Here is a 26,273-nt window from a genome sequence, read left to right as displayed (position 1 = left end):
ATCAGAACGCGAACTGCGTGCGCATCGCCACCGCGTCGAACTTCGCGCCGACATCCGCCGTCGAGACCGGCGAAGCCTGCTTGGAGATATTGCCATGCAGGTAGTCGAGCATGAAGCGAACGTTGCCGTTGACGTACCAGTTGAGCGCCAGCGTGTAGACGGTCTGCCGTCCGCCGGCGATGCCCGCGGCGGTCGCCAGCTGATTGTTGAGATCCATCTGGCTCACACGGCCCGCGACTTCCCAGGCACCCCAGCCACCACCTTCGATCGAGAACGGATGCTCCGGCTTGATGCCGGCATAGGAGGCATTGGCTGCATTGTACCTGCGGGTTTCACCAGTCAGGACATAGGCCGCTTCTGCGTAGCCGCCCTGGAATTTCAGGCTCGAGGCGCCGATCGGCGGCACGGCGGTATTCGCACTGCGATCGATGTTGAACCAGTAGTATTCGCCCTGGAAAAAGAGCGGACCATAGTTCCCCGCGGCTTCCACACCATAGACCTGCGCGCCCGAAACGTTGGCAATCGCACCGGTCGAGATCAGCGTTGTGGGGTCAATTCGCAGCTCGGGACGATCGCTGAGCGTGAGTGTTTGCGTGTTGGCGACCAGATTGCGCGGCGGCTGGATCAGCCACTGTGCGTCGCCGCCGAGATGCAGCGAATAATCCTTGCCACTGACGAGCTGGCCTGCAACGCGGGCGGTCGCGCCGTATTGCTCGCTGGTGCCAGGAGGTGAGGCGCTCGACGCTGAGTGAATGGCACCCGTGGTCGGGCCAGTCACGTAAGCGCCGGCCCAGAACACGTCGTTGTACCAGCGCGCGCCGACGGCAGACCGGAAATCGCCGGCGGCGATGTTTTGCGCGATCACGCCGACAGAGGCGCGTTCCATGAAGGGAATGTCGTTGGAGCTCGAGGCCTCATCGAGGGTCCAGGCAATGTCCATGACGCCGGCTTCAATCGCCATCTTGCCGCCAAAAGGCTTCAGCCCCGTGTAGCTCAAATACGCGTTCTCGATGCCGGATGTGCCGCCGCCGGGCAGGAAGCCGACAGGGGTAGCGCCGGCGGCGCCCGTGCCGCCGAAGCCGTCAGCCGAACCGCCGAAGTCGTAGACCAGCGCAAAATTCCAGTCTTCGAGGAATTTGCCGACGACACCGATGCGTGCGCGACGGACGTTCTCGCCGCTGTCGAGTTTCTGCGGCACGGTGCCTGCCGTATTGGGACGATAGTCATAGCCGCCGACGTCCCAGTGCACGCGGCTCGTGATCGCGACGCAGTTCGCTCCGTCGGCCGTGCAGATGGTCGGCCGGTTGTTTGGCATCGTCACCACGACACCGGACGCGGGCGCCGGTCCCTTGAGCGGGATCGCCGCATTGGCATTGGCGACGACCGCTTTCGCCTCCGAGCGCGCTTCGGCCTTGGCCTCGGCCTTCGCTTCGGCCTTGGTCTTCGCCGTGGCCGCCGTGTTCGCGGCGGTCTGACTTTGCAGCTTGTCGAGCTTCTGCTCCAGCATCTTCAATTGCTGCTTCAGCAGCGCGATCTCCTGCTCGCTGTTGCTTGCTGATTGTGCCTGGGCCTGCGAGGCCGCCAGCGCGCCGGCGAGACCAATCGCTGCGGCTGCAATTCTTGTCCTGCTCACGTCACCACTCCATCGGTTAGACCAACTTCCCCAAGTCGCAACGGGAGAGCCTAAGAACGATCGATGACTGTCCCGCGACGGCGCGCCACGGCTGCAATGGTTCCGCCTGATGCAAATTCGCCGCAGCCGAATCCGCCACCGGCCAGCATGCAAGATGATGGGCGTCATGCCAATCCGCGGCGTCAGTCCAATTGTCATTTTGCACGCAGTGCTTGCGTGTCGGCCACACCGGAAGGGGGCTGAATATTGCCGCCAGGCGCCCTTCTATTGGGGGGCGAACGCGCCTATATTCCGGCGTCTTTTCCAAGAGGTAGGAATGTTTCGAGCGATCTTGACCGCCGTCGTCACGGCATCGTGCATAGCTTTTTCGGCCAGTCTCAATCCGGCCTCCGCGCAGGACCGTCGCGTCCCGTCGTCACCGGCCGAACTGCGGCTGTCCTATGCGCCGATCGTGCAGCGGGTACAACCGGCGGTCGTCAACGTCTATGCCGCCAAGGTGGTGCAGAACCGCAATCCGTTGCTGGACGACCCGATCTTCCGCCGCTTCTTCGGCGTGCCGGGCCAGCAACAGGAGCAGGTGCAGCGCTCGCTCGGTTCGGGCGTGATCGTCGATGCGTCCGGGCTCGTCGTCACCAACGTCCATGTCATCGAAGGCGCCGACCAGGTGAAGGTGTCGTTGTCGGACAAGCGCGAGTTCGAGGCCGAGATCGTGCTCAAGGATCCCCGCAGCGATCTCGCGGTGCTGCGCCTGAAGGATACCAAAGAGAAGTTTCCGGCTCTCGACTTCACCAATTCGGATGAGCTGATGGTCGGCGACGTCGTGCTCGCGATCGGCAATCCCTTCGGCGTCGGCCAGACCGTGACCCACGGCATCATCTCGGCGCTTGCGCGCACGCAAGTCGGCATCACCGACTACCAGTTCTTCATCCAGACCGACGCGGCGATCAATCCCGGCAATTCCGGCGGCGCGCTGGTCGATATGAATGGCAGGCTCGCCGGCATCAACACCGCGATCTATTCGCGCTCAGGTGGCTCGCAGGGCATCGGCTTCGCGATTCCTTCCAACATGGTGCGCGTTGTCGTGGCCTCCGCCAAGGGCGGCGGCAAGGCGGTGAAGCGGCCATGGCTCGGTGCAAAATTGCAGGCGGTGACGCCCGAGATCGCCGAAAGTCTCGGCCTGCGCTCGCCGACCGGTGCGCTGGTCGCAAGCGTCGTGCCGAACGGCCCGGCAGCGAAGGCCGGCCTGAAATCCTCCGACCTCATCACCGGCATCGACGGCCAGGCCGTGGATGATCCCAACGCCTTCGACTATCGCTTTGCCACCCGGCCGCTCGGCGGCACGGCGCAGATCGACGTGCAGCGCGCCGGCAAGCCGACGAAGCTGACGGTGGCACTGGAGACCGCGCCGGATTCGGGTCGCAACGAGCTCGTCATCACCGCGCGCTCGCCGTTCCAGGGCGCGAAGGTCTCGACCATCACGCCGGCAGTTGCCGACGAGCTGCATCTCGATGCCGACACCGAAGGTGTCGTCATCACGGAGCTCGGCGGCGATTCGCCTGCGGCCAGTGTCGGCTTCCAGAAGGGCGACATCATCCTCGCCGTCAACAATCAGAAGATCGGCAAGACCGACGACCTCGAGAAGGCGGCGGGGGCAAGCCAGCGGCTCTGGCGCATCACGCTGGTGCGCGGCGGCCAGCAGATCAACGTCACGCTGGGCGGATGAGTCCGAAGCGACCACAGGAGACGCCAACTCTCTTTGCCGCGGCGGGGCTCGATCACGAAGCCCCGCATCCGCTGCCGGATCGCCTGCGGCCGCGTGCGCTGTCGGAGGTGGTCGGCCAGGATCACATCCTCGGCCCCGACGGCGCGCTGACGCGCATGCTGGCGACGCGCACGCTGGGCTCGCTGGTGTTCTGGGGCCCGCCCGGCACCGGCAAGACCACGGTGGCGCGGCTGCTGGCGGATGCGACCGACCTGCATTTCGAGCAGATCTCCGCGGTGTTCTCCGGCGTCGCCGACCTCAAGAAAGCCTTTGAGGCCGCGCGTGCCCGCCGCGAGATGGGCAAGGGCACGCTCTTGTTCGTCGACGAGGTGCATCGCTTCAACCGCGCCCAGCAGGATTCGTTTCTGCCTGTGATGGAAGACGGCACGGTGGTGATGGTCGGCGCCACCACCGAGAACCCGTCCTTCGAGCTCAACGCGGCGCTTCTGTCGCGCGCACGCGTGCTGGTGTTTCATTCGCTCGACGCGGCTGCGATCGAAAAGCTGTTCGTGCATGCCGAGGACGTCGAGGGCCGCAAGCTGCCGCTGGATGCCGAGGCACGCGCGGTGCTCGTGCGCATGGCCGACGGCGATGGCCGCGCCTCGCTCACGCTCGTCGAAGAGGTCTGGCGCGCTGCCCGCAAGGACGAGATGTTCGACGCCGCGCAGTTGCAGGACATTTTGCAGCGCCGCGCGCCGATCTACGACAAGTCCGCCGACGGCCATTACAATTTGATCTCGGCCCTGCATAAGTCGGTGCGTGGCTCCGATCCCGATGCGGCGCTGTATTATTTGGCGCGCATGCTCGATGCCGGCGAGGATCCGCTGTTCCTGGCTCGCCGCGTCGTGCGCATGGCGGTCGAGGACATCGGGCTCGCCGATCCGCAGGCCCTCGTCATCGCCAATGCGGCGAAGGATGCCTTCGATTTTCTCGGGTCTCCCGAGGGCGAGCTCGCCATCGCGCAAGCCGTGGTTTATCTCGCGACCGCGCCGAAATCGAACGCGGTCTACACCGCCTTCGGCGCGGCCATGCAGACCGCCAAGCAGGCCGGCTCGCTGCTGCCGCCAAAACACATCCTCAATTCCCCGACCAAGCTGATGAAGTCGGAAGGCTACGGCGCAGCTTACGAATACGACCACGACACGCCCGACGCCTTCTCCGGCCAGGATTACTTTCCGGAGGCCCTCGGACGTCAGACCTTCTACGACCCGCCCGAGCGCGGTTTCGAGCGGGAGATCCGGAAGCGGCTGGATTACTGGGCCAAGCTGCGGAAGGAGCGGGGCGGCTAAAGCCAAAATCGCCATTTCGCCGTGACGTGAGGCCGCTTTTGAGCTAGGCAGGCAGCCATGAGCCGCCGCATCAAGAGAATGAACCCAAAGCCCCGTTCGCGTGACGAGCGTGACGATTCACGTCCGTTCAAGGCGCGCAGCGCGAAAAAGGCCGGGCCGCGGCCCGGGGCTAAGCCGGGCGGGAAACCGCCGCGCTTTGCGGCCGAACGCACCGAGCGGCGCGCGCCCAAGGCTGCGTTGGAAAAGAAGGCTGCGCTGGAGACGCCGGCCGCGGCAGAGCCCGTCGAGGTGCTGTTGCCGACCAAGGTGCAGACCGTCACCGTCACGGCCGACGAGAACAACATGCGGGTCGATCGCTTCCTGGAAGCGCGCTTTCCCGGCCTGTCGTTCTCCCACATCCAGCGTGTCGTCCGCAAAGGCGAGCTGCGCGTCGATGGCAAACGCGTCGACAGCAAGGACCGGCTGGAGGAGGGGCAGAGCGTTCGCATTCCGCCGTTGAAGCTCGACGCACCGAAGGCGGCGCCCGGCTCGCTGTCGGAAGCCGCGCAAAAGACGCTCGCCGCGCTGAAGGAGATGACGATCTACGAGGACGACGACGTTCTCGTGCTGAACAAGCCGTTCGGGCTTGCGGTGCAGGGCGGCTCCGGCACGACGCGGCACATCGATCAGATGCTGGAGGTGATGCGCGACTCCAAGGGCCAGAAGCCGCGGCTTGTGCACCGGATCGACAAGGACACGGCCGGCTGTCTTCTCATCGCCAAGACGCGCTTTGCCGCCTCGCATCTGACCGGTGCCTTCCGCTCCCGGTCAGCGCGGAAAACCTATTGGGCGCTGGTGCCGGGTCTGCCGAAGCCGAAGCAGGGTCGCATCTCGACCTTCCTCGCAAAAGAGGAAAGCGAGGACGACACCATCATGCGCATCGCCCAGCATGGCGACGAGGGCGCGAGCCACGCGATCACTTACTACGCGGTGGTCGAGACTGCCGGCAACAAGCTGACCTGGGTATCGCTGAAGCCGGTCACCGGCCGTACCCACCAGCTTCGTGCCCACATGGAGCATATCGGCCATCCCATCGTCGGCGATCCCAAATATTTCAACATCGAGAATTGGCAATTGCCGGGCGGCCTGCAAAACCGGCTGCATCTTCTGGCGCGCCGCATCGTGATCCCGCATCCGCGCGGCGGCGTGATCGACGCCACCGCGCCGCTGCCGCAGCACATGCAGCAGTCGTGGAATCTGCTCGGGTTGGACGCGAGCAGATTTGATCCGATCGAGAACGCGCCTGAGGAGTAAGGGCGCTGTGGAGCGCGGTGTTTCTCCGGCGTCGTCCCGGCGAAGGCCGGGACCCATACCGCGGAATCTATCTGTGGCGTGCGGTCTTCGTACCGACGAACGAATTCCAACTGCTGGCCTTCGCCAAAGTTCTGCTGCGAAGTATGGGTCCCGGCCTTCGCCGGGACGACACCCGTGGTTGCGCTCCCCACTCACACACCACTCAATTCCGAAACTGCTCCAGAAACATCCGCAAGCTGTCATGCGGGCTCTCGACATCCGTGATCAGCCATCCCTCGGGCCCGTTGACCAGAATGAAATTCAGCGTCACCCGCCGGCCGTGATTGTCGAAATTCGCCGCGACATAGGTCTTGTCGTATTGCTTGCGCAGGATTGCGACCGAGACCGGGCCGAGCTTCCAGGTCGGGCTCTGGACCAGGAAATCATAGGGCTCAGCCCGCGGCGCGGACCACACCTTGCGTAAGGAGGGGTCGAAGAACTGCCGGGCGGTTGCGGCATCCCGCGGCAGGCCTTTGGACAATTCGGGGGCGCCTTGACCGTAATAGGCATAGACGTTGCGCACCAGCGATTCTGGGGTCCGGAAGCCGGCCTCCGCCGCGGCCAGCCAAAGCCCGGCGAACAGGGCCACAATGCCCGCAAGTTCCCTCATTCCTGCCGCTCGCTTTATCGGCTGCCGGTCTTAGCTTAAAAGCCTAATATTCAGCGGCGGAGACCTAAAACTCAAGATGCGCGAATTGTTCGACGAGATGGCGGGGCGATCCCCGCTCGATCCGCAGGAGGCGGTCCGCCAAGCGACCCGCGTGCCGCTGCGCAAGCGCTTCTACAAGGAGGCGGGCGTGGCAGAGGCCGAGGGCGGTTTTGCCATCACACTCGACGGCAAGCCGATTCGCACGCCCTCCGGCCGCCAGGTGGTGATCCCGTCGCGGAAGCTCGCCGATGCGGTGGCCGCGGAGTGGGCGGCGCAGGAGGAGACGATCAAGCCCCTGAGCATGCCGCTGACGCGGATTGCCAACAGCGTGGTCGAGGGCGTCATCGATCGCATCGATCTCGTCACGGATGACCTTGCAAAATACTTCCAGTCCGACATGCTGTTTTATCGCGCCGGCTATCCCGACGGACTGGTCGCTAGCGAGGCCGCGCATTGGGACCCCGTGCTGTTCTGGGCCGCCGAGACCTTGGGCGCGCATTTCATCCTGTCCGAGGGCATCGTGCATGTGACGCAGCCGGACGAGGCCATTCAGGCCGCGCGCGCAGCACTTCCGGATGATCCCTGGTCCGTCGCAGCCCTCCACGTGATCACGACCCTGACCGGCTCGGCGCTGCTGGCCTTGGCGCTGTGCCATGGCGCCCGCGATGCCGACCAGGTCTGGGCGGCAGCCTATGTCGATGAGGACTGGAATGCCGGCAAATGGGGCGTGGACGAGGAGGCGGCCGCCCGCCGCGCCGCGCGCCTGAGGGACTTTGGGGCTGCCGTGACGGTGCTGGCGGCCGTGAAGCCAGCCGAGGCCAAAGGTCCTTAACGAGAGGTTTACGACGCAGGGGTTAGGGTGGCCCGCGCTTCCTGGGCCCCCGAGATGCCGACGCCGATAAGCTCGATCGTTCCCGTCAGTGCTGCCAGCTCTGTTGCTGATGCGGCGACGCCCGAGCTTGCCCTTCAAGCCGGCAGCGTCGTCGACGCAAAAGTGATCAGCGTGCTCGCCGACAATCTGGTGCGGATCGCGATCGCCAATCTCTCGATGGACGTGATGTCGGAAGTGGCGCTGACACCGGGGCAGAATCTTCAGCTCGCGGTGTCGCAGAACGACGGCACCATCCGGCTCGCCATCGTTGATGGCGCAGGCGGGGCAACGGCGGATCAGATCACGCTGACGCCGGGCGCAGCCTCGCTGGTCGATAGCCCGTCGCTTGCGCCGTCGGCGACCACGGCCCGCAACCCTCTGACACCATCCGAGCAGGTCGCCGTCACCTTGGCTTCGGCCGAGGCCGCGACCAAGCAGGGCAGCCAGGCGCCGTTGTTTGCCAATCTGGCCTCAATCGTCATCGGCAGCGATTTGCCGGCCGGACTGAAGCAGGCGGTGCTGGACGTGCTGGCGCAGCAGACGCCGCTCAACACCGGCCTCGACGGGGCCGATATCCAATCCGCCTTCCAGAAATCCGGGCTGTTGCTCGAGGCCTCGCTCGCTGCGGGCACGACGCCATCCTCGGGCGCGGTGCCGGACTTGAAGGCGGCGCTGCTGGTGCTGCGCCAGACGCTGGCTGCGACCTCCGGTGCGCTCGAGAGCAGCGTGCCGCAGGCGGCGACGCAAGGCGCCGCGCTTGCCGCGAACTCCGTCGCCGCGCCGCAGGTCGCAACTTCGCCCGCTCAGATTGCAGGCGAGGCCGCGCAGGTGATGTCGCCGCCACTTGACGCAGAGATGGCCCAATCGCTGCAAACGCCGCGCGGCGCCAATCTCGCGGCCGCCGTGTTGGCTGACATGGCTGCCGGGCTCCCGCAGGCGGCGATCCCGCGGACCATGTCCGCTGGTCTTGCCGCAAGCCTGCTGCAAGAGGTCACGCAAAACCTGCCCCGCATGATCGGCAATGTGCCGGGCTCCAACAAGGCCGTACCGGACGGCCACATCTTCGAGGCGGCCGCGCGCGCCACCACGCCACCGCCGATCCGCGGCGCGCTGCCATCGCCGCAATCTGTTGCCTCGCCGTCGCTCACGCCGGATACGCCGCTGGCTGCGACCATGCACCGCCTGCTCGACGACACCGATGCCGCGATCGCGCGGCAGACGCTGCTCCAGGTCGCCTCGCTCCCCGACCGTGTCGACGCCAGCGGCCATCGCATCGACCCAAGCGTGCCGCAGTGGAATTTCGAAATTCCCTTCGCGACCCCGCAGGGCACGGCGATGGCGCAGTTCGAGATCTCGCGCGACGGCGGCAATGAGTCTGCCGATCCCGCCAAGCGCGCCTGGCGCGCGCGCTTCTCGCTCAATGTCGAGCCGACCGGCCCGGTGCATGCGCTGATCACGCTCAACGGCGACAAGACCTTTGTACGGATGTGGGCGGAGCGGCCGGCGACCGCGCAGCAACTCCGCGCCGGCATCGGCGAGCTCAGCCAGGCGATGACGAAGGCCGAGCTCAAGCCCGGCGACATCGTGGTCCGCGACGGCACGCCGCCACAGCCGGCGCCGGCCCGCGCCGGGCACTTCCTGGATCGCGCCACATGAGCGACGCATCCAAACTCGCAATCGCGCTGCACTACGAGAAGGGCAGCGGCGCGCCCGTCGTGGTCGCCAAGGGCAGGGGCACGATCGGCGCAAAAATCGTCGAGATCGCCAAGGCCCACGACATCCCGATCGAGGAGAACGAGGTTTTGGCCGGCGCGCTCTCCAAGGTCGAACTCGGCGAGGAAATCCCGCCGGATCTCTACAAGGCTGTCGCCGAAGTGCTCGTGTTCATTCTGCGGCTGTCGGGGCGAGGGCGATAGCGTGCTGTCATCGTTTCACCACGATGGCGGCTGCATGGTCGCGGCGCCCTCATCGATCAACGGATACCGCTCTTGCTCACCCGCCGTTCCACCCTCGGGCTTCTTGCCGCAGCCGCTATTGTGCCGTCGCGCGCGCTCGCCCATGTCGCGCCGCCGCGCAACGAGATCCGCGACAGCCTGGCAAAACGCTTCACTGACCTCGGCACAGCCGGCACCTTCGTCGGCTACAAGGTCGACGACTATTTGATCATCGCCAGCGACAAGGAACGCTCCGGCGAAGCCAAGCTGCCGGCCTCGACCTTCAAGATCCCGAACTCGCTGATTGCGCTGGAGACCGGCGTTGTCGCCGATCCCGACAAGGACGTGTTTCCCTGGGACGGTGTGAAGCGCCCCATTGAGGCCTGGAACAAGGATCACACGCTGCGCAGTGCGATTCTCGTGAGTGCGGTGCCGGTCTATCAGGAGATCGCGCGGCGGATCGGGCAAGAGCGCATGCAGAAGTATGTTGATCTGTTCGACTACGGCAATCGCGACATCGGCGGCGGCATCGACCAGTTCTGGCTCACTGGCGCCCTGCGCATCGATCCGATCGAGCAGATCGATTTCGTCGACCGGCTGCGCCGTCGCGCGCTGCCGATTTCCAAACGCAGCCAGGACCTCGTGGCCGATATCCTGCCGGTGACCAAGGTCGGTGATAGCATCATTCGCGCCAAGTCCGGACTGCTTGGCGCCGAGCGCGGCGCGCCGTCGCTCGGCTGGATGGTCGGCTGGGCCGAGAAGGGCGAGGCGCAAACCGTGTTCGCGCTCAACATGGATTGCGGCGAGCCGCGCCTCGTCGGCGAGCGCATGCCGCTGACGCAAGCCTGCCTTGCCGATATCGGCGCGATCTGATCCCACCACGCTGGCGCCCATTGCGCTGCTCGACTAGCATCGTCCCGACCAAGCAAGAAAAAGGGTCGGAGGAAACGATGAAGTCAACGCCGCTCTGGCTGTCGTCGCTCACGCTTGCCGCCGCGGGCGGCTGGCTTGCCGCGACGATGTTTACAGCACCTGCCACCAGCAAGGAGCCGCGCTTTCCGCAGCTCACCATGGATCAGCTCAACGAGAAGCAGAAGCCGCTCGGCGAGCAGATCATGAAGGTCTCGAGCGTCGGCATCGGCGGCCCCTACAATCCGATGATCCGCAGTCCCGTGCTCGGCCAACGCCTGTTCGACCTGTTCTACTATCTACGTTGGGAAACCTCGGTCCCGACCAAGCTCAACGAGTTTGCGATTCTGATCATCGGCCGGCAGTGGCGCTCGCAGGTGGAGTGGTTCGCCCATGCGCCCCTGGCGGCGAAGGCGGGCCTGTCGCCCGACATCATCGCCGAGCTGAAGGCCAACAAGCGGCCGTCGGCCATGGCCGAGGACGAGGCGGTGGTCTACGACTTCGTCACCGAGCTCACCACGACGAAAAAGGTCTCCGACCAGACCTACGCGCGGGCGAAGAAGGTGTTCAACGATCAGCAGATCGTCGATCTCAGCGCGGTCGCCGGCAATTACGTGATGGTCGCGATGCTGCTCGCCATGGCCGAGGAGACTACTCCGCCGGATAAGCAGGAGCCGTTCAAGCCCGGCGAGCCGTAGGACTCGTCATTGCGAGGAGCCTGCGACAAATTGCGATACTGTAGGGTGGGCAAAGGCGCGCAGCGCCGTGCCCACCATCTCTCGACACCGTGGCTCTGCAATTTGGTGGGCACGCTTCGCTTTGCCCACCCTACGGCATCGGTGCAAGTCACGCAGTCTCAACCCAGCTTGAACAGCGCCTGGAGGAAATCCACCACGGCCTTGCGCGACTCGGCGGCGGTCGCGGGATTGCCGCCAACGTGCGGGTCGAGCTCGATGCAGGAATCCTTGTAGGTGAAGGGCGCCTGCGTGTCGGCATTCATCAACACACCGCCGTCACTTTCGCGGATGTGGCAGTTGCGCGCGGTCTGGGCTCCGGTGGAGACGGTCACGGTGTTAACGCCGAGCAGGCCGCTGTCGAACCCGTGTGCGCTGTCGGGATATTCGGTCAGCACCACGTCGCGCCCGGCCGCCTTGAGCCGCTCGACGAAAGCCTTGCAACTCTTCACCGGATTGTAGTCGTCAGGCGTGCCGTGGAAGATCCGGATCGGACGCGCCGCGACCTCGGTGTCGGTCTGATACGTCGTCGAGCAGTCCGGATAGAACGGGATGTAAGCGGCGAACTGGACGCCGGACTTGTTCCAGAGCTTGTTGAAGCGGTCGAGGCTCGCATAGAGCGCCGCCTGTCCGCCGCGTGAAAAGCCCATCAGCACGATGTGATCAGGGTCGACGCGGGGATGTTTCGCCAAAATGTCCAGCGAGCGGTAGATGTCGACGATCAGATTGAGCCGGCCGAGCAGGGCCTGGTTCGGCCCCACCACCGTCAGGCCGCGGCCGGTAAAGCCGTCGATCACGAAGGTCGAGATGCCCATGGCGTTGAATTCGTGCACCCAGGCCTCAGTGGTGGCGCCGACGCCGCTCGAGCCGTGCATCAGCACCACGACGGGGAGTTTTCCAGTGCCTTGTGCGACGCGGAATTCGCCCGCAACCGTCACCGGCTTGCCGGCGGCCGCGTCGCCGCTGAGGAATTGCTGGTCGGAAAGGGTGAGCGAGGGGATCGGGAAGATCTCGGTCCGGACAGCGGCTTCCTTGGGAAGGGATTGCGCATTGGCGCCAATGCCGGCGAACAGCATGGAGATGCAAAGCGCCATGACGCGGAATGCCGTTGGCATCGGATCCTCCCTTGTGATTTTTTCTGAGTAGAACAACGGATCCGCGCGCTGTCAATTTGACGCGCATCCGCCTCAGGCGGGACCGGGCTGCTTTTTCACCGCCAGCGCCTGGTCGATGGCAAAGCCGCCGATCTCGCTCATCGCCTGCGAGATCACGTCGCCTTTTTTCGCAAAGCCGCCCGAGAGATAATCGAACTGCGTCCGCGCCAGCCGCAGCACCTCGATCGGCACGGAGACCACGGTCTCGTTAAAGCTGTCGACGGAGGCGCGCAGTGTCTTGAGCTCGGTGGTGAGCTTGCCGATATGGCTTTCCGCATCCTGCATCAGGCCGAGCAGCTTGCCGCGCTCGGCGTCGAACGCGGCACGCTCGGCGGCCGCAGCCGCAGTCACTTCCGCGAGCTGCGTCCGCAGCGCGGCGATCTGGCCGACCATGGCATCAGAGGCAAGCTCAGCGGCTTCGTGCCGCTCGGCGTTACGTGTGCTCTCTTCCTGCGCCTGGTGATAGAGCCGCTCGGCCGTCATCGCCCGCTGCGTCAGCGACTCGATCAGGCTTGCGGCACGCAGCAGCATCTCGCCGTTCCGCCCCGACACCATGCTGGCCATCCGCCGCAGGAAGTCGGTGGTTTCGGACGATGAGTTCGGCGGCAGGGGGACGACCTTGGCGGACATGAGGTGATGCTTGCAGCCAGACGTGATGACCGCCGCCGTACCGACTGAGCTCACGCAACATTCGGCGCCTGATCGAAAGAGGAGCAAGCCTGAATCGGCTGCCTCGGTCAACCGGCGAGGGCCGACAAAATGGCGGCAATCCCGCCGCCAAAGCGCGCAGGCCTCAAGCGCCTTTCTGCCGCCCGATCCGACCCATATGGGTGAAGCCGAAGCCTGCGGAGTATTTCAGGCCATAGCCGAGCGCCCGGTCGATGCCGATATGGGCAAGCCAGATCAAGGCGATGGACAGGGTCAGGGGCGAGGCAAAGCCGAAGCCCAGCGTCATCAGTGTCATCGGCGCCATGTAGCTGTGGGCGGCGTTGTAGACGATGGCCCCAAATCGCGCATCCGACAGATAGGCCAGGAAGCTCAGATCGGGGACGAAGAAGAGCAGGACGTAAATCAGCCAGGAGCCGCCCCAGGCCGCATACAGCGCCGTCATGCCGAGGAACAGGGTCAGCCCCTCCAGCCGCAGCAGGAGCCTGACGCCACCGGTCGCCGCGCCGGTCTCGTGCTTGGGCTCACCCGTGGCCTCATCCATGGTCGCCTCCCCAGGCAATACTTTGTAATCGCTGACGGTTTTTCGCAGGGGCAAGGCAGGCCTGCGAGGCCGAAAGGCGCTTCCCGGCCCGCAAAATGCCGTGTTAGAACGCCCATCACTTAAGGCTTAAGACCTGGCGGGAGCAAATGAAGAATATTCTGGACGCCCTTGAAGACCGTCGTGCCGGCGCAAAGCTCGGTGGCGGCGAGAAGCGCATCGAGGCGCAGCACGCCCGCGGCAAGCTGACCGCGCGCGAGCGTATCGAGCTTCTGCTCGACAAGGGATCGTTCGAGGAGTTCGACATGTTCGTCGAGCACCGCTCCACCGAGTTCGGCATGGAGAAGAACAAGATTCCCGGCGATGGCGTCGTCACCGGCTGGGGCACCGTCAACGGCCGCAAGACGTTTGTCTTCGCCAAGGACTTCACGGTGTTCGGCGGATCGCTGTCCGAGACCCACGCGCTGAAGATCACAAAACTCCAGGACATGGCGATGAAGGCGAGGGCGCCCATCATCGGCCTCTATGACGCGGGCGGCGCGCGCATCCAGGAAGGCGTCGCCGCGCTTGCCGGCTACTCCTACGTGTTCCGCCGCAACGTGCTCGCCTCGGGCGTGATCCCGCAGATCTCCGTCATCATGGGCCCCTGCGCCGGCGGCGACGTCTATTCGCCGGCCATGACCGACTTCATCTTCATGGTGAAGAACACCAGCTACATGTTCGTCACCGGCCCCGACGTGGTGAAGACCGTGACCAACGAGGTCGTCACCGCGGAAGAGCTCGGCGGCGCCTCGGTGCACGCCACGCGCTCCTCGATCGCCGACGGCGCCTTCGAGAACGACGTCGAGACGCTCTTGCAGATGCGGCGCCTGATCGACTTCCTGCCGTCCAACAACACCGACGGCGTGCCGGAGTGGCCGAGCTTCGACGACATCGGCCGCGTCGACATGTCGCTCGACACACTGATCCCTGACAATCCGAACAAGCCCTACGACATGAAGGAATTGATCCTGAAGGTCGTGGACGAGGGTGACTTCTTCGAGATCGCGGATTCCTTTGCCAAGAACATCGTCACCGGCTTCGGCCGCATCGCCGGCCGCACCGTCGGCTTCGTCGCCAACCAGCCGATGGTGCTGGCCGGCGTGCTCGACAGCGATGCGTCACGGAAAGCCGCGCGCTTCGTGCGTTTCTGCGATGCCTTCGATATCCCGATCGTCACCTTCGTCGACGTGCCCGGTTTCCTGCCCGGCACCGCGCAGGAATATGGCGGCCTGATCAAGCACGGCGCGAAACTCCTGTTCGCCTATTCGCAATGCACCGTGCCGCTGGTGACCATCATCACCCGCAAGGCCTATGGCGGCGCCTTCGACGTCATGGCCTCCAAGGAGATCGGCGCCGACATGAACTACGCCTGGCCGACCGCCCAGATCGCCGTGATGGGCGCCAAGGGCGCGGTCGAGATCATCTTCCGCAGTGACATCGGCGACCCCGACAAGATCGCCGCCCGCACCAAGGAATACGAAGACCGCTTCCTGTCGCCTTTCATCGCCGCTGAGCGCGGTTACATCGACGACGTCATCATGCCGCACTCGACCCGCAAGCGGATCGCGCGGGCGCTGTCGATGCTGAAGGACAAGAAAGTGGAAACGCCGGCGAAAAAGCACGACAATTTGCCGTTGTAGCGAGATGCGTAGGGTGGGTTAGGCGAAGCCGTAACCCACCGGCTGCACCGACGGCGCGTCAAGACCTCGGTGGGTTACGCTACGCTAACCCACCCTACGGGTTCGATCTCAAGGCCATGACTGAAGACGATCCGACCGACGAAATCTCAGACATCGAAGCGCGAATTGAGGCGCTGGCCGAGATCGCCGAGCGATGCCGGAAGTACATTCTGGCATCCAAGCTTGCCATCGGCGGCGGTGCAGCGTTGCTGCTGATCACGATCCTCGGTCTGCTGGGATCCGGTCAGACTGCGGCGCTCGGCTCGATCGCCCTGGTGCTGGGTGGAATCGTCTCGCTCGGTTCGAATGTCAGCACGTTGCGGCAAACCGAAAGCGCCATCGGCGCTGCGGAGGCGCATCGGGCTCAGCTAATCAGTAGGATCGACCTTCGCGTGGTCGCGGATGCGCCGATGAAGCTGGTCTGACGCGCCGCTTGGCGGGCGCTCACACACGTCACGCCGCAGCCTTGTGCGTCAGGACCTGCAACTCCGCGCCGCATTCGGCTGCGAACGCTTGAAGTCGTTGCGCGATTTGCTGGTCGAGGATCGCCTTCGCCAGCCGCTCGGTGCGAGCGATTTTCTCTCTAAGATACGCGATGCGGGCCATGTCTCACCTTCCGCCGGGATGATTCGAAGCAAATTGCTTTGTTCCTACGGCGGTGACCCTATGGCGACAGCCGGGTTAATTATGTGCGGCTCATCACGCCCCGTTGCGCCCCGCGTCCGCCGCAGCGAAATGCGCCATTTGGTCAGCGTGGGCTTTGGCGAAGGCCGGGCGGGTCGTGGCGCGCGCCACGTAGTCGCGGCAGGCAGGACTGTCCGTCAGCCCGTCGAAGCGATCGACGACGCGCAGCACGTCTGCCATCAGGATATCGGCGACGGAGAACGAGCCCGCCAGCCATTCGCGGTCGGCCAGCACCATCTCCATGCGCTTGAGGCGGAGCTTGAGAAAGTCGTCGAAGAATTTCGATCCCGGCTCGGCCATGAACTTCAGCATCGTCCACGGCAGGCTCGCCATCTCCACCGAATTGAGCGCGGCGAACACCCATTCCGTCGCTTCGCTGCGGCCGCGCGGATCGGCCGGCAGCAGCGCGTCGCTGAGCCCGCCGAGATGCAGCAGGATTGCGCCAGTCTCGAAGATCGAGAGATCGCCATCGGTCAGCCACGGCGCCTGGCCGAACGGCTGGTGCGCCAGATGCGCAGGCCCGCGGTCGTCGAAGGGCGTGCTGGCGACGCGATAGGGCAAGGCAGCCTCTTCGAGCGCCCAGCGCACACGAAGGTCGCGTACATAGCCGCGCGGCGGCCGGGGAACCCAATCGTAGGTGATCAAGGTGAGGTCGGCCATGCGGTGTCTCCGTGCTGTCTCAAGCATAGGACGGACGGAGGCGCCGCGTTCCGACATGGGGACGACGTTTTTTCTCCGAAGGCGGAGACCGTAGGGTGGGCAAAGGCGCACTTGCGCCGTGCCCACCATCTCTTGGCTGGCGACAGAATTGGTGGGCACGCTCCGCTCTGCCCACCCTACAAGGCCGCTGGGTTTTGCTTACTGCCCCAGCTTCGCAAGCTTGCCTTGCTTTGCCGCCTCGACCGCGCGCTCCGCATCCTCCGGCAGCAGTATCCGTTCCGCCACCTGCCGTGCGGCCTCACGCTTTACCGCCGCCACATATGCCCCATCATCCGCATATCGCTCGGCAATCGACAGCCTGGGATCGTGCACTTCCTTCCTCGCAGCCTCGGTCGGTGCGAACGGCACGACGGCGCCCTGCAGCGGGTAGAGCGCCGTCGGTCCAAATCCTATCGCGCGCGGATTCCACGCAGTGTAGGTCGCACGTGGCACCGCCAATGCGAGCTGACGAATGCCGGCGATGGCCATGCCGTCATCGTCCGCCTTCGGCACGAACACGGGATAGCGGCCGATCTCCTTGGGCGGCAGCACGCTCTGGTCGGAGAAGGCGGCGAGCGTGTGGATGCCGGCATAGGGCAGGCCGGGGATATCCGCCGGCACGGCGCCTTGGGCTGCGACCAGCGTGCCGTGGGCGCGCATGGGGACGCGGCTTGCGGGCGGCTTGGTGCCATCGCTGATCCAGGCGTTGAGGTCGGTGAGCAGCGCGCGCATCGGCATGCCCGCATGCATCGGGTTTTGCGGCAGCGCCATTGCCGGCAGGCCCTTCTTCATCACGTCGGCGGCTTCCGCGAAATGCGGCGTGCCAGCGATCATGTAGGCACGGACGTTGTCGGGGAGGTCGAGGTGGTTGCCGGCAAGATCAGTCACCAAGAGCGAAGCGTGCGAGGCCCACCATTCGTGCTCGCTGTCGGTCTGCATCACCTTGGGGCAGGTGACCGAGAGCGCGCAGCGCCGCAGCACGCCGTCGGTCTTGCCGGAATAGGGATCGCTCAGCGTCGCATAGGTGAAGGGGAAGAGATCGGCCTGCCACGCCGAGTCCTGCGGATGGCGCGGGTTGCGGCCGGGCTGGCCGAAGCGGACATTGGTCGCCATGCGCCGCGTGCCGGCGACATGCGGCATCAGGCCGTCGAACACCATGCGGCCTGAGAGGTCCTCGTTGAAGCCGAGATAGAGGTAGTCGCGCAGGAAGCGGCCGGATTGCGAGACGCCGAAACCGATGGCGCGACTGACCGACGGATGCAGGCCGTTCAGCAGCGGGTTGGCCTGTGTCTCGTCGTGGCGGAGGAAGCTGACGACGTCGCGCACGGCGGCGTAGCCCATGCCGAGCGGTACCGGATCGCGCGCAGTGTAGGTAATCTCGTAGAGCGCGCCGGCATCAAAGCCGTCGGGCCGGGTGATCTCCACCGTCACGGGATCGACGAGTTTTGCCGCGAGGCCGGACGGCGTCTGTCGCCGATCGGCCCAGGCGGCGCGCACGGTGACGTTGAGATTGGAAGCATCCGCCGCCGGCCAGGTCAGCGTCGCGCGCGCCGGGCTCGTGGTGTTGTCGAACACGAATTCTTCGCGCGCGGGGCCGGTGACGCCCTTGAGCACCGGTGCGGCCATCGCAAGCTGGCCGGGCTTGGAGGGAATCTCGCCCTGCCAGCCGACCCAAACCATCGTGTAGCCTTGGCGGTGCAGGAAGCCGATGCCGGCATCCTCGGCCGTGTCCGCGTTGTTGGCGCCCGGCTGGGCGGAATCGTCGAACAGTTGCGGCGCGAGCTTGCGGCCGCGGTTGGGCACCTCCAGCAGCAGCGTGCCGTTGCCGTGCGTGGGATCGGTCGGCCGCAGGATCACGACGTCGGCGGTGGCTTCGACCTTGCCGTCGGCGTTGCGCGGGGCGAGCGCGAGATCGGTGATGACGGCGTTGCGGTCGTCCGACGGGTTGAGCGCGAAGGTGGCGCGCGCGGTGATGCGCTCATAGGTGCCGACATTGCCAAAGCTGCGTCCGGCGAATGCGGGCACGCGTTCCAGGATGTCGAAGCGGACGATTTCGGCGCGCAAGGCGAGGGGCCACAGCGAGGCGATCGCAACGAGGCCCGTGATGATCCTGCGCATGGCCGTTCCTTCCCTTGATTAGCGCGGCTGCTAGTTCCGTCGCGCGGGCTTTTTGTTGCCGCCACTATAACCGGCTATCCTGGCGCCAAACAACAGGAGGAAATCCAATGCCCGCCGCCTACTTCGTCGTCCGCGCCATCGTGGCAGATCCCACCAAGCGCGCCGCCTTCGATAAATGGTACGAGAGCGAACACGTCCCCGACGCGGTGAAAACGTTCGGCGTGAGCAAAGCGTGGCGGTTCTGGAGCCTTGATGATCCCTCGCTGCATCAGGCGATGTATCAGTTTGATGACGAGGCCAAGCTCGCGGCGATGCTGAGGGGTGACGCGCTGAAGCAACTGGTCGCCGATTTCAACCGCGACTGGCCCGAGGTGACGCGCACGCGCGAGACGCTGGTGCTGGCGCAGGAATTCGCCAAGTAACTACGAACGTAGCCCGGATGGAGCGCAGCGTAATCCGGGATTCTTGCGTGACGCGTCGCCGGTCCCGGATTGCGCTTCGCTCCATCCGGGCTACTCGGTCAACACTAACACCTTTGCAATGAACCTGAACGCGCGATTCAGCCGCAGTTCATGTCGCGCCGACGACACTCCGCTCCGCATCATGCAACGTTCGCTCGAGAGGAAGATGTCATGGAACGCCGCAATTTTCTCAAACTCGCCATCGGTGCCGCGGCTGGCGCCGCTGCACTCACGGCCGCCGCGCAGGCCGCGCCGCTGTCACCGCAACCGGTCGGCGGTCCATCCGCGATGCCGAAGCCGGATGCCGATGTGCATCCCGCAGTCACCAGCAGCGCCGAAGCCGCCCAGATGAAGCCGGAGCAGGTGCGCTGGCACGGCCACTGGCATCATCGTCATTGGGGCTGGCGTCGCCGGCGCTGGCATCGCCGTCACTGGTAAGCTCTCGCCAGTCGAGGCCTGGACGGGGATCGCAGCTTGCGGTCCCCGTTTCGATTCGGAGCCGCCGCAGGAATATGCGAACGAACGTCGGAGGGGCTCAAAGAAAATGGCCGCGCAGGCCAACGCCGCACGGCCACTTCGCAAGTGCAAAATATTAGAACGGACGGCAGCGGCCGGCGTACCAGCGGAAGCCATAGGGGCACACGCGCGGACGCACCACCACGACCGGTGCGGCGGGCTCGACGACGACGACCGGACCACGTCCACCCATCGGGCGGCAGCCGCCATAGGGGCCACGGTACCAGCCCGGGCCGCAACCACCGGCGGCGCTGGCGGCTTCGCTGAAGCCAACGACCGCGCTGGCGAGCATCACGGCGGCGAACAGATATTTCATTATGGTCTTCCTTCTCGTCCTTGGGGCAGATTTTAAGGGCTCGGCGCTTGCGGCGCACAATGAATCAAAAGACACGATTCGACACATTAAATTTAGTGGGGCGTGTCGACACGGTGCGATCCAAACCTGCCAATCATGACCTGAATGCGGCATGAACGCTGCGGGCATCCTGCTTCAGGCGACAGCGATGGCGCTAGCGGCCGAGAAAGCCCAGCACCAGCTCCTTGTACTTCTCCGGCGCCTCCAGGAAGACGAGGTGGCCGGTGTCGGGGATCACCTCCGCCCGCGCATCCGGCATCTTCACAGCCAGCGCCTTCGCGAGCTCGGCGTTCTGCCCCATTTTTGCGCGCAGTGCCTCCGGCGCATTCGGTCGGCCCGGCGCGTTGTGGTCGTCGGCGCCCATGATGAACAGCGTCGGCTCCGTGATCAGCGCAACCTCGTGCGCCACCGGCTCGCGATAGATCATCTGGCCCGAGCTGACGAAGGCGCGCAGCCAGCGCGCATAGTCCGGGCTGCCCTTGATGTTGAAGCGGGCGTCGATGAACGGCGTGATCTGATCGGGTGGCAGCTTGATCGCGTAGTTGGTCTGGAGTTGTTTGCGGTAGCCGTCGGCGGTGAGCTTGTCCTCGGCCTCGATGATTTTTTCGGTGGGCGTCGGCGGCACGTAGAGGCGGTAGTCCTCGAGCCCAATGGGTGCGGTCAACACCAGATGCGCGACGCGATCCGGATAGGCGCGGGCAATGCGCACCCCGAGCATGCCGCCGAGCGAATGCGCGACGATCTCGGCTTTGGCGATCCCTAAGTGATCGAGCAGCGCGATGGTGTTGCGCGCCAGCGTGTCGAAGTGCAATTCGCCCTGCGGCTTGGAGGATTTGCCGAAGCCGATCTGGTCCGGCACCACAACGCGGAAACCGGCCTCGCTCAGCATCTTGATGACAGGCGCCCAATAGCTCGACGGAAAATTGCGCCCATGCAGCAGCACCACGGTGCGGCCGTTCGGCTGCGCTGGCGCCACGTCCATATAGGCCATGCTGAGCTGCTCGCCGTCATCGACGACCGGCAGCAGCTGCACAGGGTAGGGATAGGCAAAGCCTTCGAGCGCGATGCCGTAGGGCTCGCGTTGGGGTGCGTCGGCGGCGTGGGATGCGAGCGGGGAGGCGAGGAGGGCGGCGGCGAGTGCGGCTGGGAGGAAGCGGTTCATAAGGAAGAGGCTCTGATGAGAACTGTCGCTGCGAGCCGCATTAAAGACGTGGATGGCCGGGTCAAGCCCGGCCATGACAAGCGTCATCGTTCACACGCGATTGTGTGTTCAGTCCTGCCCGTTGCCGAACAGCGCGGCAAACTGCTTCTCTCCGGTGCGGGTAAAGTTCACCACGCGGCTGCCGGGGGTGGCATCGCGCGCAGCCCATTTCAGCTCGGCAAAACGCTGCATCATGGCAGCGCCCAGCGTGCCGGCGAGATGATGGCGCCGCTCGCTCCAGTCCAGGCACGCCTTGCAGACCGGGCGGCGCGGATGGGTGAGCATCTCGGGCGAGATCTGCAAATGCTTGGCGAGAAAACGCTCGCCCTCCGGCGTCAGCTCGATCTCCTGCTTCTTCTGCTTGACCAGGCGCCGCTCGCGCAAGCTATCGAGCATCTGCACGCCGAGATCGCCGGCGAGGTGGTCGTAGCAAATCCGCGCGCGCCGCAGTTCCGGATCCTTCGGCCCGGTGCGCACGCGCATGTGGCCGGTGCGCGCGGCAAGGCCTGCGAGACCTTCGAGCACGCCGGCAACGTCATCGTCGGTGAGGCGGTAGTAGCGATGGCGGCCCTGCTTCTCGGGCTCGACCAGCCCGCCGGCCTCGAGCTTGGAGAGATGCGAGCTCGCCGTCTGCGGGGTGATGCCGGCCTGCTGCGCCAGCTCGCTCGCGGTCAGCGCGCGGCCGTTCATCAGCGCCGTGAGCATGTTGGCGCGGGCGGGATCGCCGACCAGTGCGGCGATCATGGCGATGTCGGGTCCTGATTTCATGCTTCGATGGTAGCCGAAGCATTGCGGTCGGGCAAGCGGGTAGCGTGCGGCCATAGACACGTCATTGCGAGCGCAGCGAAGCAATCCAGACTGCTTCTGCGGCGACGGTGCGGCTTTGCGCGTCGCAATGAAAAAATCAGGAGCCCGCCATGTCCGTCACCGTCTTCATCCGCTACCAGCTCGATCCCTTCAAGCGCGCGCAGTTCGAGGAGTACTCAAAACGCTGGCTCAGCATCATCCCGAAATGCGGTGGCGACCTGATCGGCTATTTCATGCCGCATGAGGGCACCAACAACATCGCGTTCGCGCTGATCACCTTCGAGAGCCTCGCCGCCTACGAGGCCTATCGCGCGCGGTTGCGGCAGGATTCCGATGGCATGGCCAACTTCCATTTCGCCGAGGAGAACAAATTCATCCTCGCCGAAGAGCGCACGTTCCTGCGCAAGGTGGTATTGTAGCCATCAACGACAGGAGACGCGCATGATCGCCGTGATCTTCGAGGTCTGGCCCAAGCCGGAACACCGCCAGGACTACTTCGACCTCGCGGCCGATCTGAAGCCGATCCTGCAAACCATCGACGGCTTCATCTCGGTCGAGCGTTTTGAAAGCCTGACCGAGAAGGGCAAGGTTTTGTCGTTGTCGTTCTGGCGCGACGAGGCGGCGGTTGCAGCCTGGCGCAACACGATGGAGCACCGGCGCACCCAGGCCAAGGGCCGCGCCAACATCTTTGCCGACTACCATCTGCGCATCGCCAGCGTCATCCGCGACTACGGCATGAATGATCGCGAACAGGCGCCGAAGGACAGCCGCGCCGTGCACGACGCGCACTAGCGTGTTTGACAACGCGTGCCTATGTTCGCGCAGCTAACAAGGGAGAGAAACATGCATGTGACGACTGCTGACAAGCGCGCAACATTCAAAAAAATGCACGACAGCGGCTGCTTCATCCTGCCCAATCCGGTCGATGTCGGCGGTGCCAAGGCATTGCAGCATCTCGGCTTCAAGGCGCTTGCGTCATCGAGTGCCGGCTTTGCCTGGACCATCGGCAAGGCCGACAACCGTGTCACCGTCGAAGATGTCTGTCAGCATCTGGCAGCATTGTGCTCGGCGGTCGACATCCCCGTGAACGCGGATTTCGAGGGCGGCTTCGCCGTCGAGCCGGATAAGGTCGCGGAAAATGTCGAGCGCTGTGTGCGCACCGGCGTCGCCGGTCTGTCGATCGAGGATTCCACCGGCGACAAGGACAAGCCGATCTACGATCGCACGCTTGCGGTCGAGCGCATCAAGGCGTCGCGCAAGGCGATCGGCGACAGCAATACGATGCTGGTCGGCCGCTGCGAGGCGTATCTGTGGGGCGTGACCGACCTCAAGCTCGTCATCGACCGGCTTACAGCTTATGCTGACGCCGGCGCCGACTGTCTTTATGCGCCGGGCCTGAAAACGCGTGAGGACATCGCGGCGGTGGTGAAGGCTGTCGCACCAAAGCCGTTCAACCTGCTGATCGGTGCGCCCGGCCTGTCGTTGCAGGAAGCCGCCGATCTCGGCGTGCGCCGGATCAGCGTCGGCGGCTCGCTCGCCCGCGCGGCCTGGGGCGGCTTCATGCGCGCCGCAAAGGAGATGGCGGAGAAGGGGACGTTCACGGAGCTTGGCAGCGGCTATCCCGGCGGCGAGATCAACAAGATGTTCAGCTAGCGCCAAACGAAAAGCGGCGGGACCTTTCGATCCCGCCGCTCTCTCGCGTTATTGCGAACTGTTACTTCGCGCCGTCAGACGGCGCAGCCGGATCAGGCGCCGCGGGCTTGCTCGGCGCCGCACCCGTAGTCACACCCGGCCCGGTGTTATTGCGCGGCGTCACGTCACGCATGCCGGGAGGCGCGGCCGGATTGGCCGGCGCGGTCTGCTGAGCGGTCTGCGTCGCCGGGGCGTTACTCGCCTGGTTACTGGTACTTGAATTGTTCAAGCCATAGAACACGGCGCCCAGCACCAGGGCGACGGCCACGGCAAACAGGGCAACCTTGCCGCTGGAGGCGGGGCCTTCACCCAGCTCGGGATCAGCCACAAAGTCGCCGTCCCGGCGTGCCGCGCGAAGGTACTCATCGTCGGCGAGGTTGGGGCGATACGGATCGTTGGGAAAACGGTCGTCAGCCATCATGAGGTCTCCTCGTTTATTGCGGCCTGACAACCCACAGACGCGAGATTCTGTTCCGCGCATCTCATGCTTTCGTCGCATGTTGCCCCCGCGTCGGGAATCGGGAACCTGTTCAGAGGGGAACCGCGGACGTAAGTTCCATGGGGAATGAGGGAACAAAGCGATGTGGAGCCTGCCGCCCAGCGATAGCGTGCTGCATCTTCTGGCGCTGGTCGCCTTGACGGCGCAGGGCATGACGGCGGCGCTGGCTGCCGGCCGGCGCAGCATGGACTATGTCGGCGTCTGTCTGCTCGGCAGCATCACCGCGCTCGGTGGTGGCACGCTGCGCGACCTGTTCCTCGGTCACTATCCGCTGGCCTGGGTCGCGAACCCGATCTATCTCGTCCTGCCGGGCGCAGCGGCGCTGCTGACGATCCTGTTCGCACGCCTCGTGCACCGGCTTCGACTAGCCTTTATCGTGCTCGATGCCATCGGCCTCGTCGTCTTCACCATGACCGGCTGCGATGTCGCCTGGCAGATGGATGCCACGCTGCCGATCGTGATCGTCTCCGGCATGGTGACGGGCTGCGCCGGCGGCGTGTTGCGCGACGTGCTCTGCAACGACGTGCCGCTGCTGTTCCGCTCCGAGCTCTATGCCAGCGTCTCGGTGGTCACCGGCCTGTTCTACGCCACCGCCTTCGGCCTCAATCTCAACGCCGAGCTCTGGACGATTTTGACCTTCATCCTCGGCATCAGCTTCCGCCTGCTGGCGGTGCGCTACAAATGGGAGATGCCGAAATTCGTGTTCACCGGAGATGAGGAGCGGGGGCCCTAGTTAGGGTTCTTCCTTGCGCGCCTTCGCCACCTGCGCCGGCGTCACGAGCGGCGCGGCATTGCCCCAGGAATTGCGGATGTAGTTCGTCACCGCCGCGACCTGCTCGTCGGACAATTGCTTGGCATAGGCCGGCATCTCGCCGGTGTTGGGCGCGCGCGGCGTCGTCACGGTGTGCGCACCGTCGAGGATGACGCGTAAGGTGGAGGACGGATTGATCGATTGCAGCAGCGCATTCCCCGGCAACGGTGGGTAGATGCGCGGCGCGCCGGAGCCATCGGCCTCATGGCAGGCAATGCAGAGCTTTGCGTAGACGGCCTGGCCGGCACCCATCTCGGCATCGTCGGGCGGCGTCACCTTCGGCTCGCGCCGCACCGGCGGCAGGTCCTTCAGATACACCGCCATGGCACGGACGTCGGCATCGCCCATCTTCGACGTCGAATTGACGATCACCTCCGCCATCGGTCCGCCGGCATGGCTCCTGGCGTTGCGGCCGCTTTGCAGATACTCGGCAACGTCCTGCGCACTCCACGACTGCAACCCGCTCCGTGTGGCGCCATCGAGTCGCGGTGCAAACCAGCCGCCGATCTCGCTGCCGGCCAACGCTTGCGCAGTCTTGTCCGCGCCAAAATAGTTCTTCGGCGTGTGGCAGGCGCCGCAATGGCCGAGCCCGGTGACGAGATAGCCGCCGCGATTCCACGCCGCGCTCTTGCCCTGGTCCGGCTCGAACAGGCCGGGCTTGAAGAACAGATAGTTCCAGGCCCGCATCAGGCCGCGATAATTGAGCGGCCAGCGCAGCTCCGGCGGCTTGTTGCGGCTGGCGACAGGCGCGAGCGTGCCGAGATAGGCCCTGATCGCCAGCGTGTCGTCCTTCGTCATCCGGGTGAAATAAGGGTAGGGGAAGGCCGGATAATACAGCGAGCCGTCCGGCGCGGTGCCATAGCGCACGGCGCGGGTGAAATCGGCATCAGTCCAGGCGCCGATCCCGGTGTCGCGGTCGGGCGTCAGGTTCGGCGCATAGATCGCGCCAAAGGGCGTGTCGATGCGCTTTCCGCCGGCGAAGGGTTTTGCGGGATCGGCGGTGTGGCAGCCCGCGCAATCGCCGGCCTCGACCAGCGTCTTGCCATAGGCGATCAGCTCCGGCGACGGCTCAGCGGCCATGGCGGCACGCGCAACCGCACTGCACAAGAGCGCAACAGCCAGAATCGTCCGCATCGAAAGCCTTCTCCTGCGACCAATCATCGAGTGCCGGATTATAGCGGCGTCACGTCGTTGCGCGACAGCGGGGTAAGGTGACACAAACTGAAAATGCGCGA

At 65.1% G+C, this 26,273-nt stretch carries 29 protein-coding genes; 16 read left to right on the top strand and 13 right to left on the bottom strand.

Annotation, left to right across the window (positions count from 1 at the left end; all coding sequences use genetic code 11):
- Position 1: 1 nt before the first annotated feature.
- Complete coding sequence (locus tag UP06_RS34715; RefSeq protein ID WP_045008192.1) at positions 2–1,633, bottom strand: OprO/OprP family phosphate-selective porin; 1,632 nt, start codon at positions 1,631–1,633, stop codon at positions 2–4.
- Between the two features lie 316 nt (positions 1,634–1,949).
- On the opposite strand from UP06_RS34715, the gene UP06_RS34710 reads away from it, so the two are divergent.
- The 3 genes from UP06_RS34710 to UP06_RS34700 are packed head-to-tail and all read left to right on the top strand — an operon-like array spanning position 1,950 to position 5,977.
- Positions 1,950–3,356: a DegQ family serine endoprotease gene (locus tag UP06_RS34710; protein WP_045008191.1), complete on the top strand. Its 1,407-nt coding sequence runs from the start codon at positions 1,950–1,952 to the stop codon at positions 3,354–3,356.
- On the top strand, positions 3,353–4,684 hold the full coding sequence (locus UP06_RS34705; RefSeq protein ID WP_045008190.1) for a replication-associated recombination protein A: 1,332 nt from the start codon (positions 3,353–3,355) through the stop codon (positions 4,682–4,684). Before UP06_RS34710 ends, UP06_RS34705 begins: the two co-directional genes overlap by 4 nt.
- Positions 4,685–4,741: 57 nt before the next feature.
- A complete protein-coding gene (locus UP06_RS34700) occupies positions 4,742–5,977 on the top strand; it encodes an RluA family pseudouridine synthase (protein ID WP_045008189.1) in 1,236 nt (411 codons plus the stop codon).
- Between the two features lie 202 nt (positions 5,978–6,179).
- Here UP06_RS34700 and UP06_RS34695 read toward each other — a convergent pair whose 3' ends face one another.
- The gene (locus UP06_RS34695) at positions 6,180–6,626 is read right to left on the bottom strand and encodes a hypothetical protein (protein ID WP_045008188.1); all 447 of its coding nucleotides are present in this window, start codon (positions 6,624–6,626) and stop codon (positions 6,180–6,182) included.
- Positions 6,627–6,702: 76 nt separating this feature from the next.
- Between UP06_RS34695 and UP06_RS34690 the strand changes: the two genes are divergently transcribed.
- From UP06_RS34690 to UP06_RS34670, 5 genes are all read left to right on the top strand, one after another.
- Positions 6,703–7,497: an ATP12 family chaperone protein gene (locus UP06_RS34690; protein WP_045008187.1), complete on the top strand. Its 795-nt coding sequence runs from the start codon at positions 6,703–6,705 to the stop codon at positions 7,495–7,497.
- Positions 7,498–7,551: 54 nt separating this feature from the next.
- The gene (gene fliK, locus UP06_RS34685; protein ID WP_045008186.1) at positions 7,552–9,192 is read left to right on the top strand and encodes a flagellar hook-length control protein FliK; all 1,641 of its coding nucleotides are present in this window, start codon (positions 7,552–7,554) and stop codon (positions 9,190–9,192) included.
- Complete coding sequence (locus UP06_RS34680) at positions 9,189–9,452, top strand: EscU/YscU/HrcU family type III secretion system export apparatus switch protein (RefSeq protein ID WP_045008185.1); 264 nt, start codon at positions 9,189–9,191, stop codon at positions 9,450–9,452. The genes fliK and UP06_RS34680 overlap by 4 nt, the downstream gene beginning before the upstream one ends.
- Positions 9,453–9,524: 72 nt before the next feature.
- Complete coding sequence (locus UP06_RS34675; RefSeq protein ID WP_045008184.1) at positions 9,525–10,343, top strand: penicillin-binding transpeptidase domain-containing protein; 819 nt, start codon at positions 9,525–9,527, stop codon at positions 10,341–10,343.
- A gap of 77 nt (positions 10,344–10,420) precedes the next feature.
- Positions 10,421–11,077, top strand: coding sequence for a carboxymuconolactone decarboxylase family protein (locus UP06_RS34670; protein WP_045008183.1), 657 nt, complete (start codon positions 10,421–10,423; stop codon positions 11,075–11,077).
- A gap of 158 nt (positions 11,078–11,235) precedes the next feature.
- Here UP06_RS34670 and UP06_RS34665 read toward each other — a convergent pair whose 3' ends face one another.
- The 3 genes from UP06_RS34665 to UP06_RS34655 form a co-directional block, all read right to left on the bottom strand.
- Positions 11,236–12,228, bottom strand: a complete 993-nt coding sequence (locus UP06_RS34665; RefSeq protein WP_045008182.1) for a dienelactone hydrolase family protein — start codon at positions 12,226–12,228, stop codon at positions 11,236–11,238.
- Between the two features lie 72 nt (positions 12,229–12,300).
- Entirely contained in the window at positions 12,301–12,897 is a 597-nt protein-coding gene (locus UP06_RS34660) for a hypothetical protein (RefSeq protein WP_045008181.1), read from the bottom strand.
- A gap of 163 nt (positions 12,898–13,060) precedes the next feature.
- Positions 13,061–13,477, bottom strand: a complete 417-nt coding sequence (locus UP06_RS34655) for a DUF4260 domain-containing protein (protein ID WP_045008180.1) — start codon at positions 13,475–13,477, stop codon at positions 13,061–13,063.
- 146 nt (positions 13,478–13,623) lie between these two features.
- On the opposite strand from UP06_RS34655, the gene UP06_RS34650 reads away from it, so the two are divergent.
- Positions 13,624–15,156, top strand: coding sequence for an acyl-CoA carboxylase subunit beta (locus UP06_RS34650; RefSeq protein WP_045008179.1), 1,533 nt, complete (start codon positions 13,624–13,626; stop codon positions 15,154–15,156).
- 116 nt (positions 15,157–15,272) lie between these two features.
- Entirely contained in the window at positions 15,273–15,620 is a 348-nt protein-coding gene (locus UP06_RS34645; protein WP_045008178.1) for a hypothetical protein, read from the top strand.
- Between the two features lie 28 nt (positions 15,621–15,648).
- On the opposite strand, the gene UP06_RS41770 is transcribed toward UP06_RS34645, so the two are convergent.
- The 3 genes from UP06_RS41770 to UP06_RS34635 form a co-directional block, all read right to left on the bottom strand.
- Positions 15,649–15,801 carry a hypothetical protein gene (locus UP06_RS41770; protein WP_197087453.1) on the bottom strand — a complete coding sequence of 51 codons (153 nt, stop codon included), beginning with the start codon at positions 15,799–15,801 and terminating at the stop codon, positions 15,649–15,651.
- Positions 15,802–15,894: 93 nt separating this feature from the next.
- Complete coding sequence (locus UP06_RS34640; protein WP_045008177.1) at positions 15,895–16,539, bottom strand: glutathione S-transferase family protein; 645 nt, start codon at positions 16,537–16,539, stop codon at positions 15,895–15,897.
- A 198-nt stretch (positions 16,540–16,737) separates the two neighbouring features.
- The gene (locus UP06_RS34635) at positions 16,738–18,696 is read right to left on the bottom strand and encodes an alpha/beta hydrolase domain-containing protein (RefSeq protein ID WP_045008176.1); all 1,959 of its coding nucleotides are present in this window, start codon (positions 18,694–18,696) and stop codon (positions 16,738–16,740) included.
- Positions 18,697–18,803: 107 nt separating this feature from the next.
- Between UP06_RS34635 and UP06_RS34630 the strand changes: the two genes are divergently transcribed.
- Together UP06_RS34630 and UP06_RS34625 are read left to right on the top strand one after the other, a co-directional pair.
- The gene (locus UP06_RS34630; protein ID WP_045008175.1) at positions 18,804–19,118 is read left to right on the top strand and encodes a DUF4286 family protein; all 315 of its coding nucleotides are present in this window, start codon (positions 18,804–18,806) and stop codon (positions 19,116–19,118) included.
- Between the two features lie 210 nt (positions 19,119–19,328).
- Positions 19,329–19,595, top strand: coding sequence for a twin-arginine translocation signal domain-containing protein (locus UP06_RS34625; RefSeq protein WP_045008174.1), 267 nt, complete (start codon positions 19,329–19,331; stop codon positions 19,593–19,595).
- A 154-nt stretch (positions 19,596–19,749) separates the two neighbouring features.
- Here the strand turns inward: UP06_RS34625 and UP06_RS34620 are convergent, their stop codons facing one another.
- The 3 genes from UP06_RS34620 to UP06_RS34610 all read right to left on the bottom strand — a co-directional run bounded on the left by UP06_RS34620 (position 19,750) and on the right by UP06_RS34610 (position 21,997).
- Positions 19,750–19,989 carry a GCG_CRPN prefix-to-repeats domain-containing protein gene (locus tag UP06_RS34620; RefSeq protein WP_045008173.1) on the bottom strand — a complete coding sequence of 80 codons (240 nt, stop codon included), beginning with the start codon at positions 19,987–19,989 and terminating at the stop codon, positions 19,750–19,752.
- 193 nt (positions 19,990–20,182) lie between these two features.
- Positions 20,183–21,190, bottom strand: a complete 1,008-nt coding sequence (locus UP06_RS34615; protein ID WP_045008172.1) for an alpha/beta fold hydrolase — start codon at positions 21,188–21,190, stop codon at positions 20,183–20,185.
- Between the two features lie 108 nt (positions 21,191–21,298).
- On the bottom strand, positions 21,299–21,997 hold the full coding sequence (locus UP06_RS34610) for an ArsR family transcriptional regulator (RefSeq protein ID WP_045008779.1): 699 nt from the start codon (positions 21,995–21,997) through the stop codon (positions 21,299–21,301).
- A 149-nt stretch (positions 21,998–22,146) separates the two neighbouring features.
- Here UP06_RS34610 and UP06_RS34605 point away from each other — a divergent pair, with 149 nt between their 5' ends.
- From UP06_RS34605 to UP06_RS34595, 3 genes are read left to right on the top strand one after another with little or no spacing between them, the layout of a single operon-like run.
- On the top strand, positions 22,147–22,455 hold the full coding sequence (locus UP06_RS34605) for an NIPSNAP family protein (RefSeq protein WP_045008171.1): 309 nt from the start codon (positions 22,147–22,149) through the stop codon (positions 22,453–22,455).
- A gap of 22 nt (positions 22,456–22,477) precedes the next feature.
- A complete protein-coding gene (locus tag UP06_RS34600; RefSeq protein WP_045008170.1) occupies positions 22,478–22,828 on the top strand; it encodes an antibiotic biosynthesis monooxygenase family protein in 351 nt (116 codons plus the stop codon).
- Positions 22,829–22,879: 51 nt separating this feature from the next.
- On the top strand, positions 22,880–23,689 hold the full coding sequence (locus tag UP06_RS34595) for an isocitrate lyase/PEP mutase family protein (RefSeq protein ID WP_045008169.1): 810 nt from the start codon (positions 22,880–22,882) through the stop codon (positions 23,687–23,689).
- A 61-nt stretch (positions 23,690–23,750) separates the two neighbouring features.
- On the opposite strand, the gene UP06_RS34590 is transcribed toward UP06_RS34595, so the two are convergent.
- Entirely contained in the window at positions 23,751–24,146 is a 396-nt protein-coding gene (locus UP06_RS34590; RefSeq protein ID WP_045008778.1) for a hypothetical protein, read from the bottom strand.
- Between the two features lie 163 nt (positions 24,147–24,309).
- Here UP06_RS34590 and UP06_RS34585 point away from each other — a divergent pair, with 163 nt between their 5' ends.
- Positions 24,310–24,960, top strand: coding sequence for a trimeric intracellular cation channel family protein (locus tag UP06_RS34585; protein ID WP_045008168.1), 651 nt, complete (start codon positions 24,310–24,312; stop codon positions 24,958–24,960).
- Here UP06_RS34585 and UP06_RS34580 read toward each other — a convergent pair whose 3' ends face one another.
- On the bottom strand, positions 24,961–26,172 hold the full coding sequence (locus tag UP06_RS34580) for a cytochrome c (RefSeq protein WP_045008167.1): 1,212 nt from the start codon (positions 26,170–26,172) through the stop codon (positions 24,961–24,963).
- Positions 26,173–26,273: the final 101 nt, after the last annotated feature.

The organism is Bradyrhizobium sp. LTSP857, assembly GCF_000938285.1.
In the GTDB taxonomy this organism is placed as follows: domain Bacteria; phylum Pseudomonadota; class Alphaproteobacteria; order Rhizobiales; family Xanthobacteraceae; genus Bradyrhizobium.
Note: the sequence above shows the minus strand (reverse complement) of the source record. Positions and strands in the feature narration are given on the sequence as shown.

Bases quoted from the DNA above. Each gene is read 5' to 3' on its own strand.
- UP06_RS34710 (WP_045008191.1), top strand. From the start codon at position 1,950: ATGTTTCGAGCGATCTTGACCGCCGTCGTCACGGCATCGTGCATAGCT.
- UP06_RS34705 (WP_045008190.1), top strand. From the start codon at position 3,353: ATGAGTCCGAAGCGACCACAGGAGACGCCAACTCTCTTTGCCGCGGCG.
- UP06_RS34700 (WP_045008189.1), top strand. From the start codon at position 4,742: ATGAGCCGCCGCATCAAGAGAATGAACCCAAAGCCCCGTTCGCGTGAC.
- UP06_RS34695 (WP_045008188.1), bottom strand. From the start codon at position 6,626: ATGAGGGAACTTGCGGGCATTGTGGCCCTGTTCGCCGGGCTTTGGCTG.
- UP06_RS34690 (WP_045008187.1), top strand. From the start codon at position 6,703: ATGCGCGAATTGTTCGACGAGATGGCGGGGCGATCCCCGCTCGATCCG.
- fliK (WP_045008186.1), top strand. From the start codon at position 7,552: ATGCCGACGCCGATAAGCTCGATCGTTCCCGTCAGTGCTGCCAGCTCT.
- UP06_RS34680 (WP_045008185.1), top strand. From the start codon at position 9,189: ATGAGCGACGCATCCAAACTCGCAATCGCGCTGCACTACGAGAAGGGC.
- UP06_RS34670 (WP_045008183.1), top strand. From the start codon at position 10,421: ATGAAGTCAACGCCGCTCTGGCTGTCGTCGCTCACGCTTGCCGCCGCG.
- UP06_RS34665 (WP_045008182.1), bottom strand. From the start codon at position 12,228: ATGCCAACGGCATTCCGCGTCATGGCGCTTTGCATCTCCATGCTGTTC.
- UP06_RS34660 (WP_045008181.1), bottom strand. From the start codon at position 12,897: ATGTCCGCCAAGGTCGTCCCCCTGCCGCCGAACTCATCGTCCGAAACC.
- UP06_RS34655 (WP_045008180.1), bottom strand. From the start codon at position 13,477: ATGGATGAGGCCACGGGTGAGCCCAAGCACGAGACCGGCGCGGCGACC.
- UP06_RS34650 (WP_045008179.1), top strand. From the start codon at position 13,624: ATGAAGAATATTCTGGACGCCCTTGAAGACCGTCGTGCCGGCGCAAAG.
- UP06_RS34645 (WP_045008178.1), top strand. From the start codon at position 15,273: ATGACTGAAGACGATCCGACCGACGAAATCTCAGACATCGAAGCGCGA.
- UP06_RS41770 (WP_197087453.1), bottom strand. From the start codon at position 15,801: ATGGCCCGCATCGCGTATCTTAGAGAGAAAATCGCTCGCACCGAGCGG.
- UP06_RS34640 (WP_045008177.1), bottom strand. From the start codon at position 16,539: ATGGCCGACCTCACCTTGATCACCTACGATTGGGTTCCCCGGCCGCCG.
- UP06_RS34635 (WP_045008176.1), bottom strand. From the start codon at position 18,696: ATGCGCAGGATCATCACGGGCCTCGTTGCGATCGCCTCGCTGTGGCCC.
- UP06_RS34630 (WP_045008175.1), top strand. From the start codon at position 18,804: ATGCCCGCCGCCTACTTCGTCGTCCGCGCCATCGTGGCAGATCCCACC.
- UP06_RS34625 (WP_045008174.1), top strand. From the start codon at position 19,329: ATGGAACGCCGCAATTTTCTCAAACTCGCCATCGGTGCCGCGGCTGGC.
- UP06_RS34620 (WP_045008173.1), bottom strand. From the start codon at position 19,989: ATGAAATATCTGTTCGCCGCCGTGATGCTCGCCAGCGCGGTCGTTGGC.
- UP06_RS34615 (WP_045008172.1), bottom strand. From the start codon at position 21,190: ATGAACCGCTTCCTCCCAGCCGCACTCGCCGCCGCCCTCCTCGCCTCC.
- UP06_RS34610 (WP_045008779.1), bottom strand. From the start codon at position 21,997: ATGAAATCAGGACCCGACATCGCCATGATCGCCGCACTGGTCGGCGAT.
- UP06_RS34605 (WP_045008171.1), top strand. From the start codon at position 22,147: ATGTCCGTCACCGTCTTCATCCGCTACCAGCTCGATCCCTTCAAGCGC.
- UP06_RS34600 (WP_045008170.1), top strand. From the start codon at position 22,478: ATGATCGCCGTGATCTTCGAGGTCTGGCCCAAGCCGGAACACCGCCAG.
- UP06_RS34595 (WP_045008169.1), top strand. From the start codon at position 22,880: ATGCATGTGACGACTGCTGACAAGCGCGCAACATTCAAAAAAATGCAC.
- UP06_RS34590 (WP_045008778.1), bottom strand. From the start codon at position 24,146: ATGGCTGACGACCGTTTTCCCAACGATCCGTATCGCCCCAACCTCGCC.
- UP06_RS34585 (WP_045008168.1), top strand. From the start codon at position 24,310: ATGTGGAGCCTGCCGCCCAGCGATAGCGTGCTGCATCTTCTGGCGCTG.
- UP06_RS34580 (WP_045008167.1), bottom strand. From the start codon at position 26,172: ATGCGGACGATTCTGGCTGTTGCGCTCTTGTGCAGTGCGGTTGCGCGT.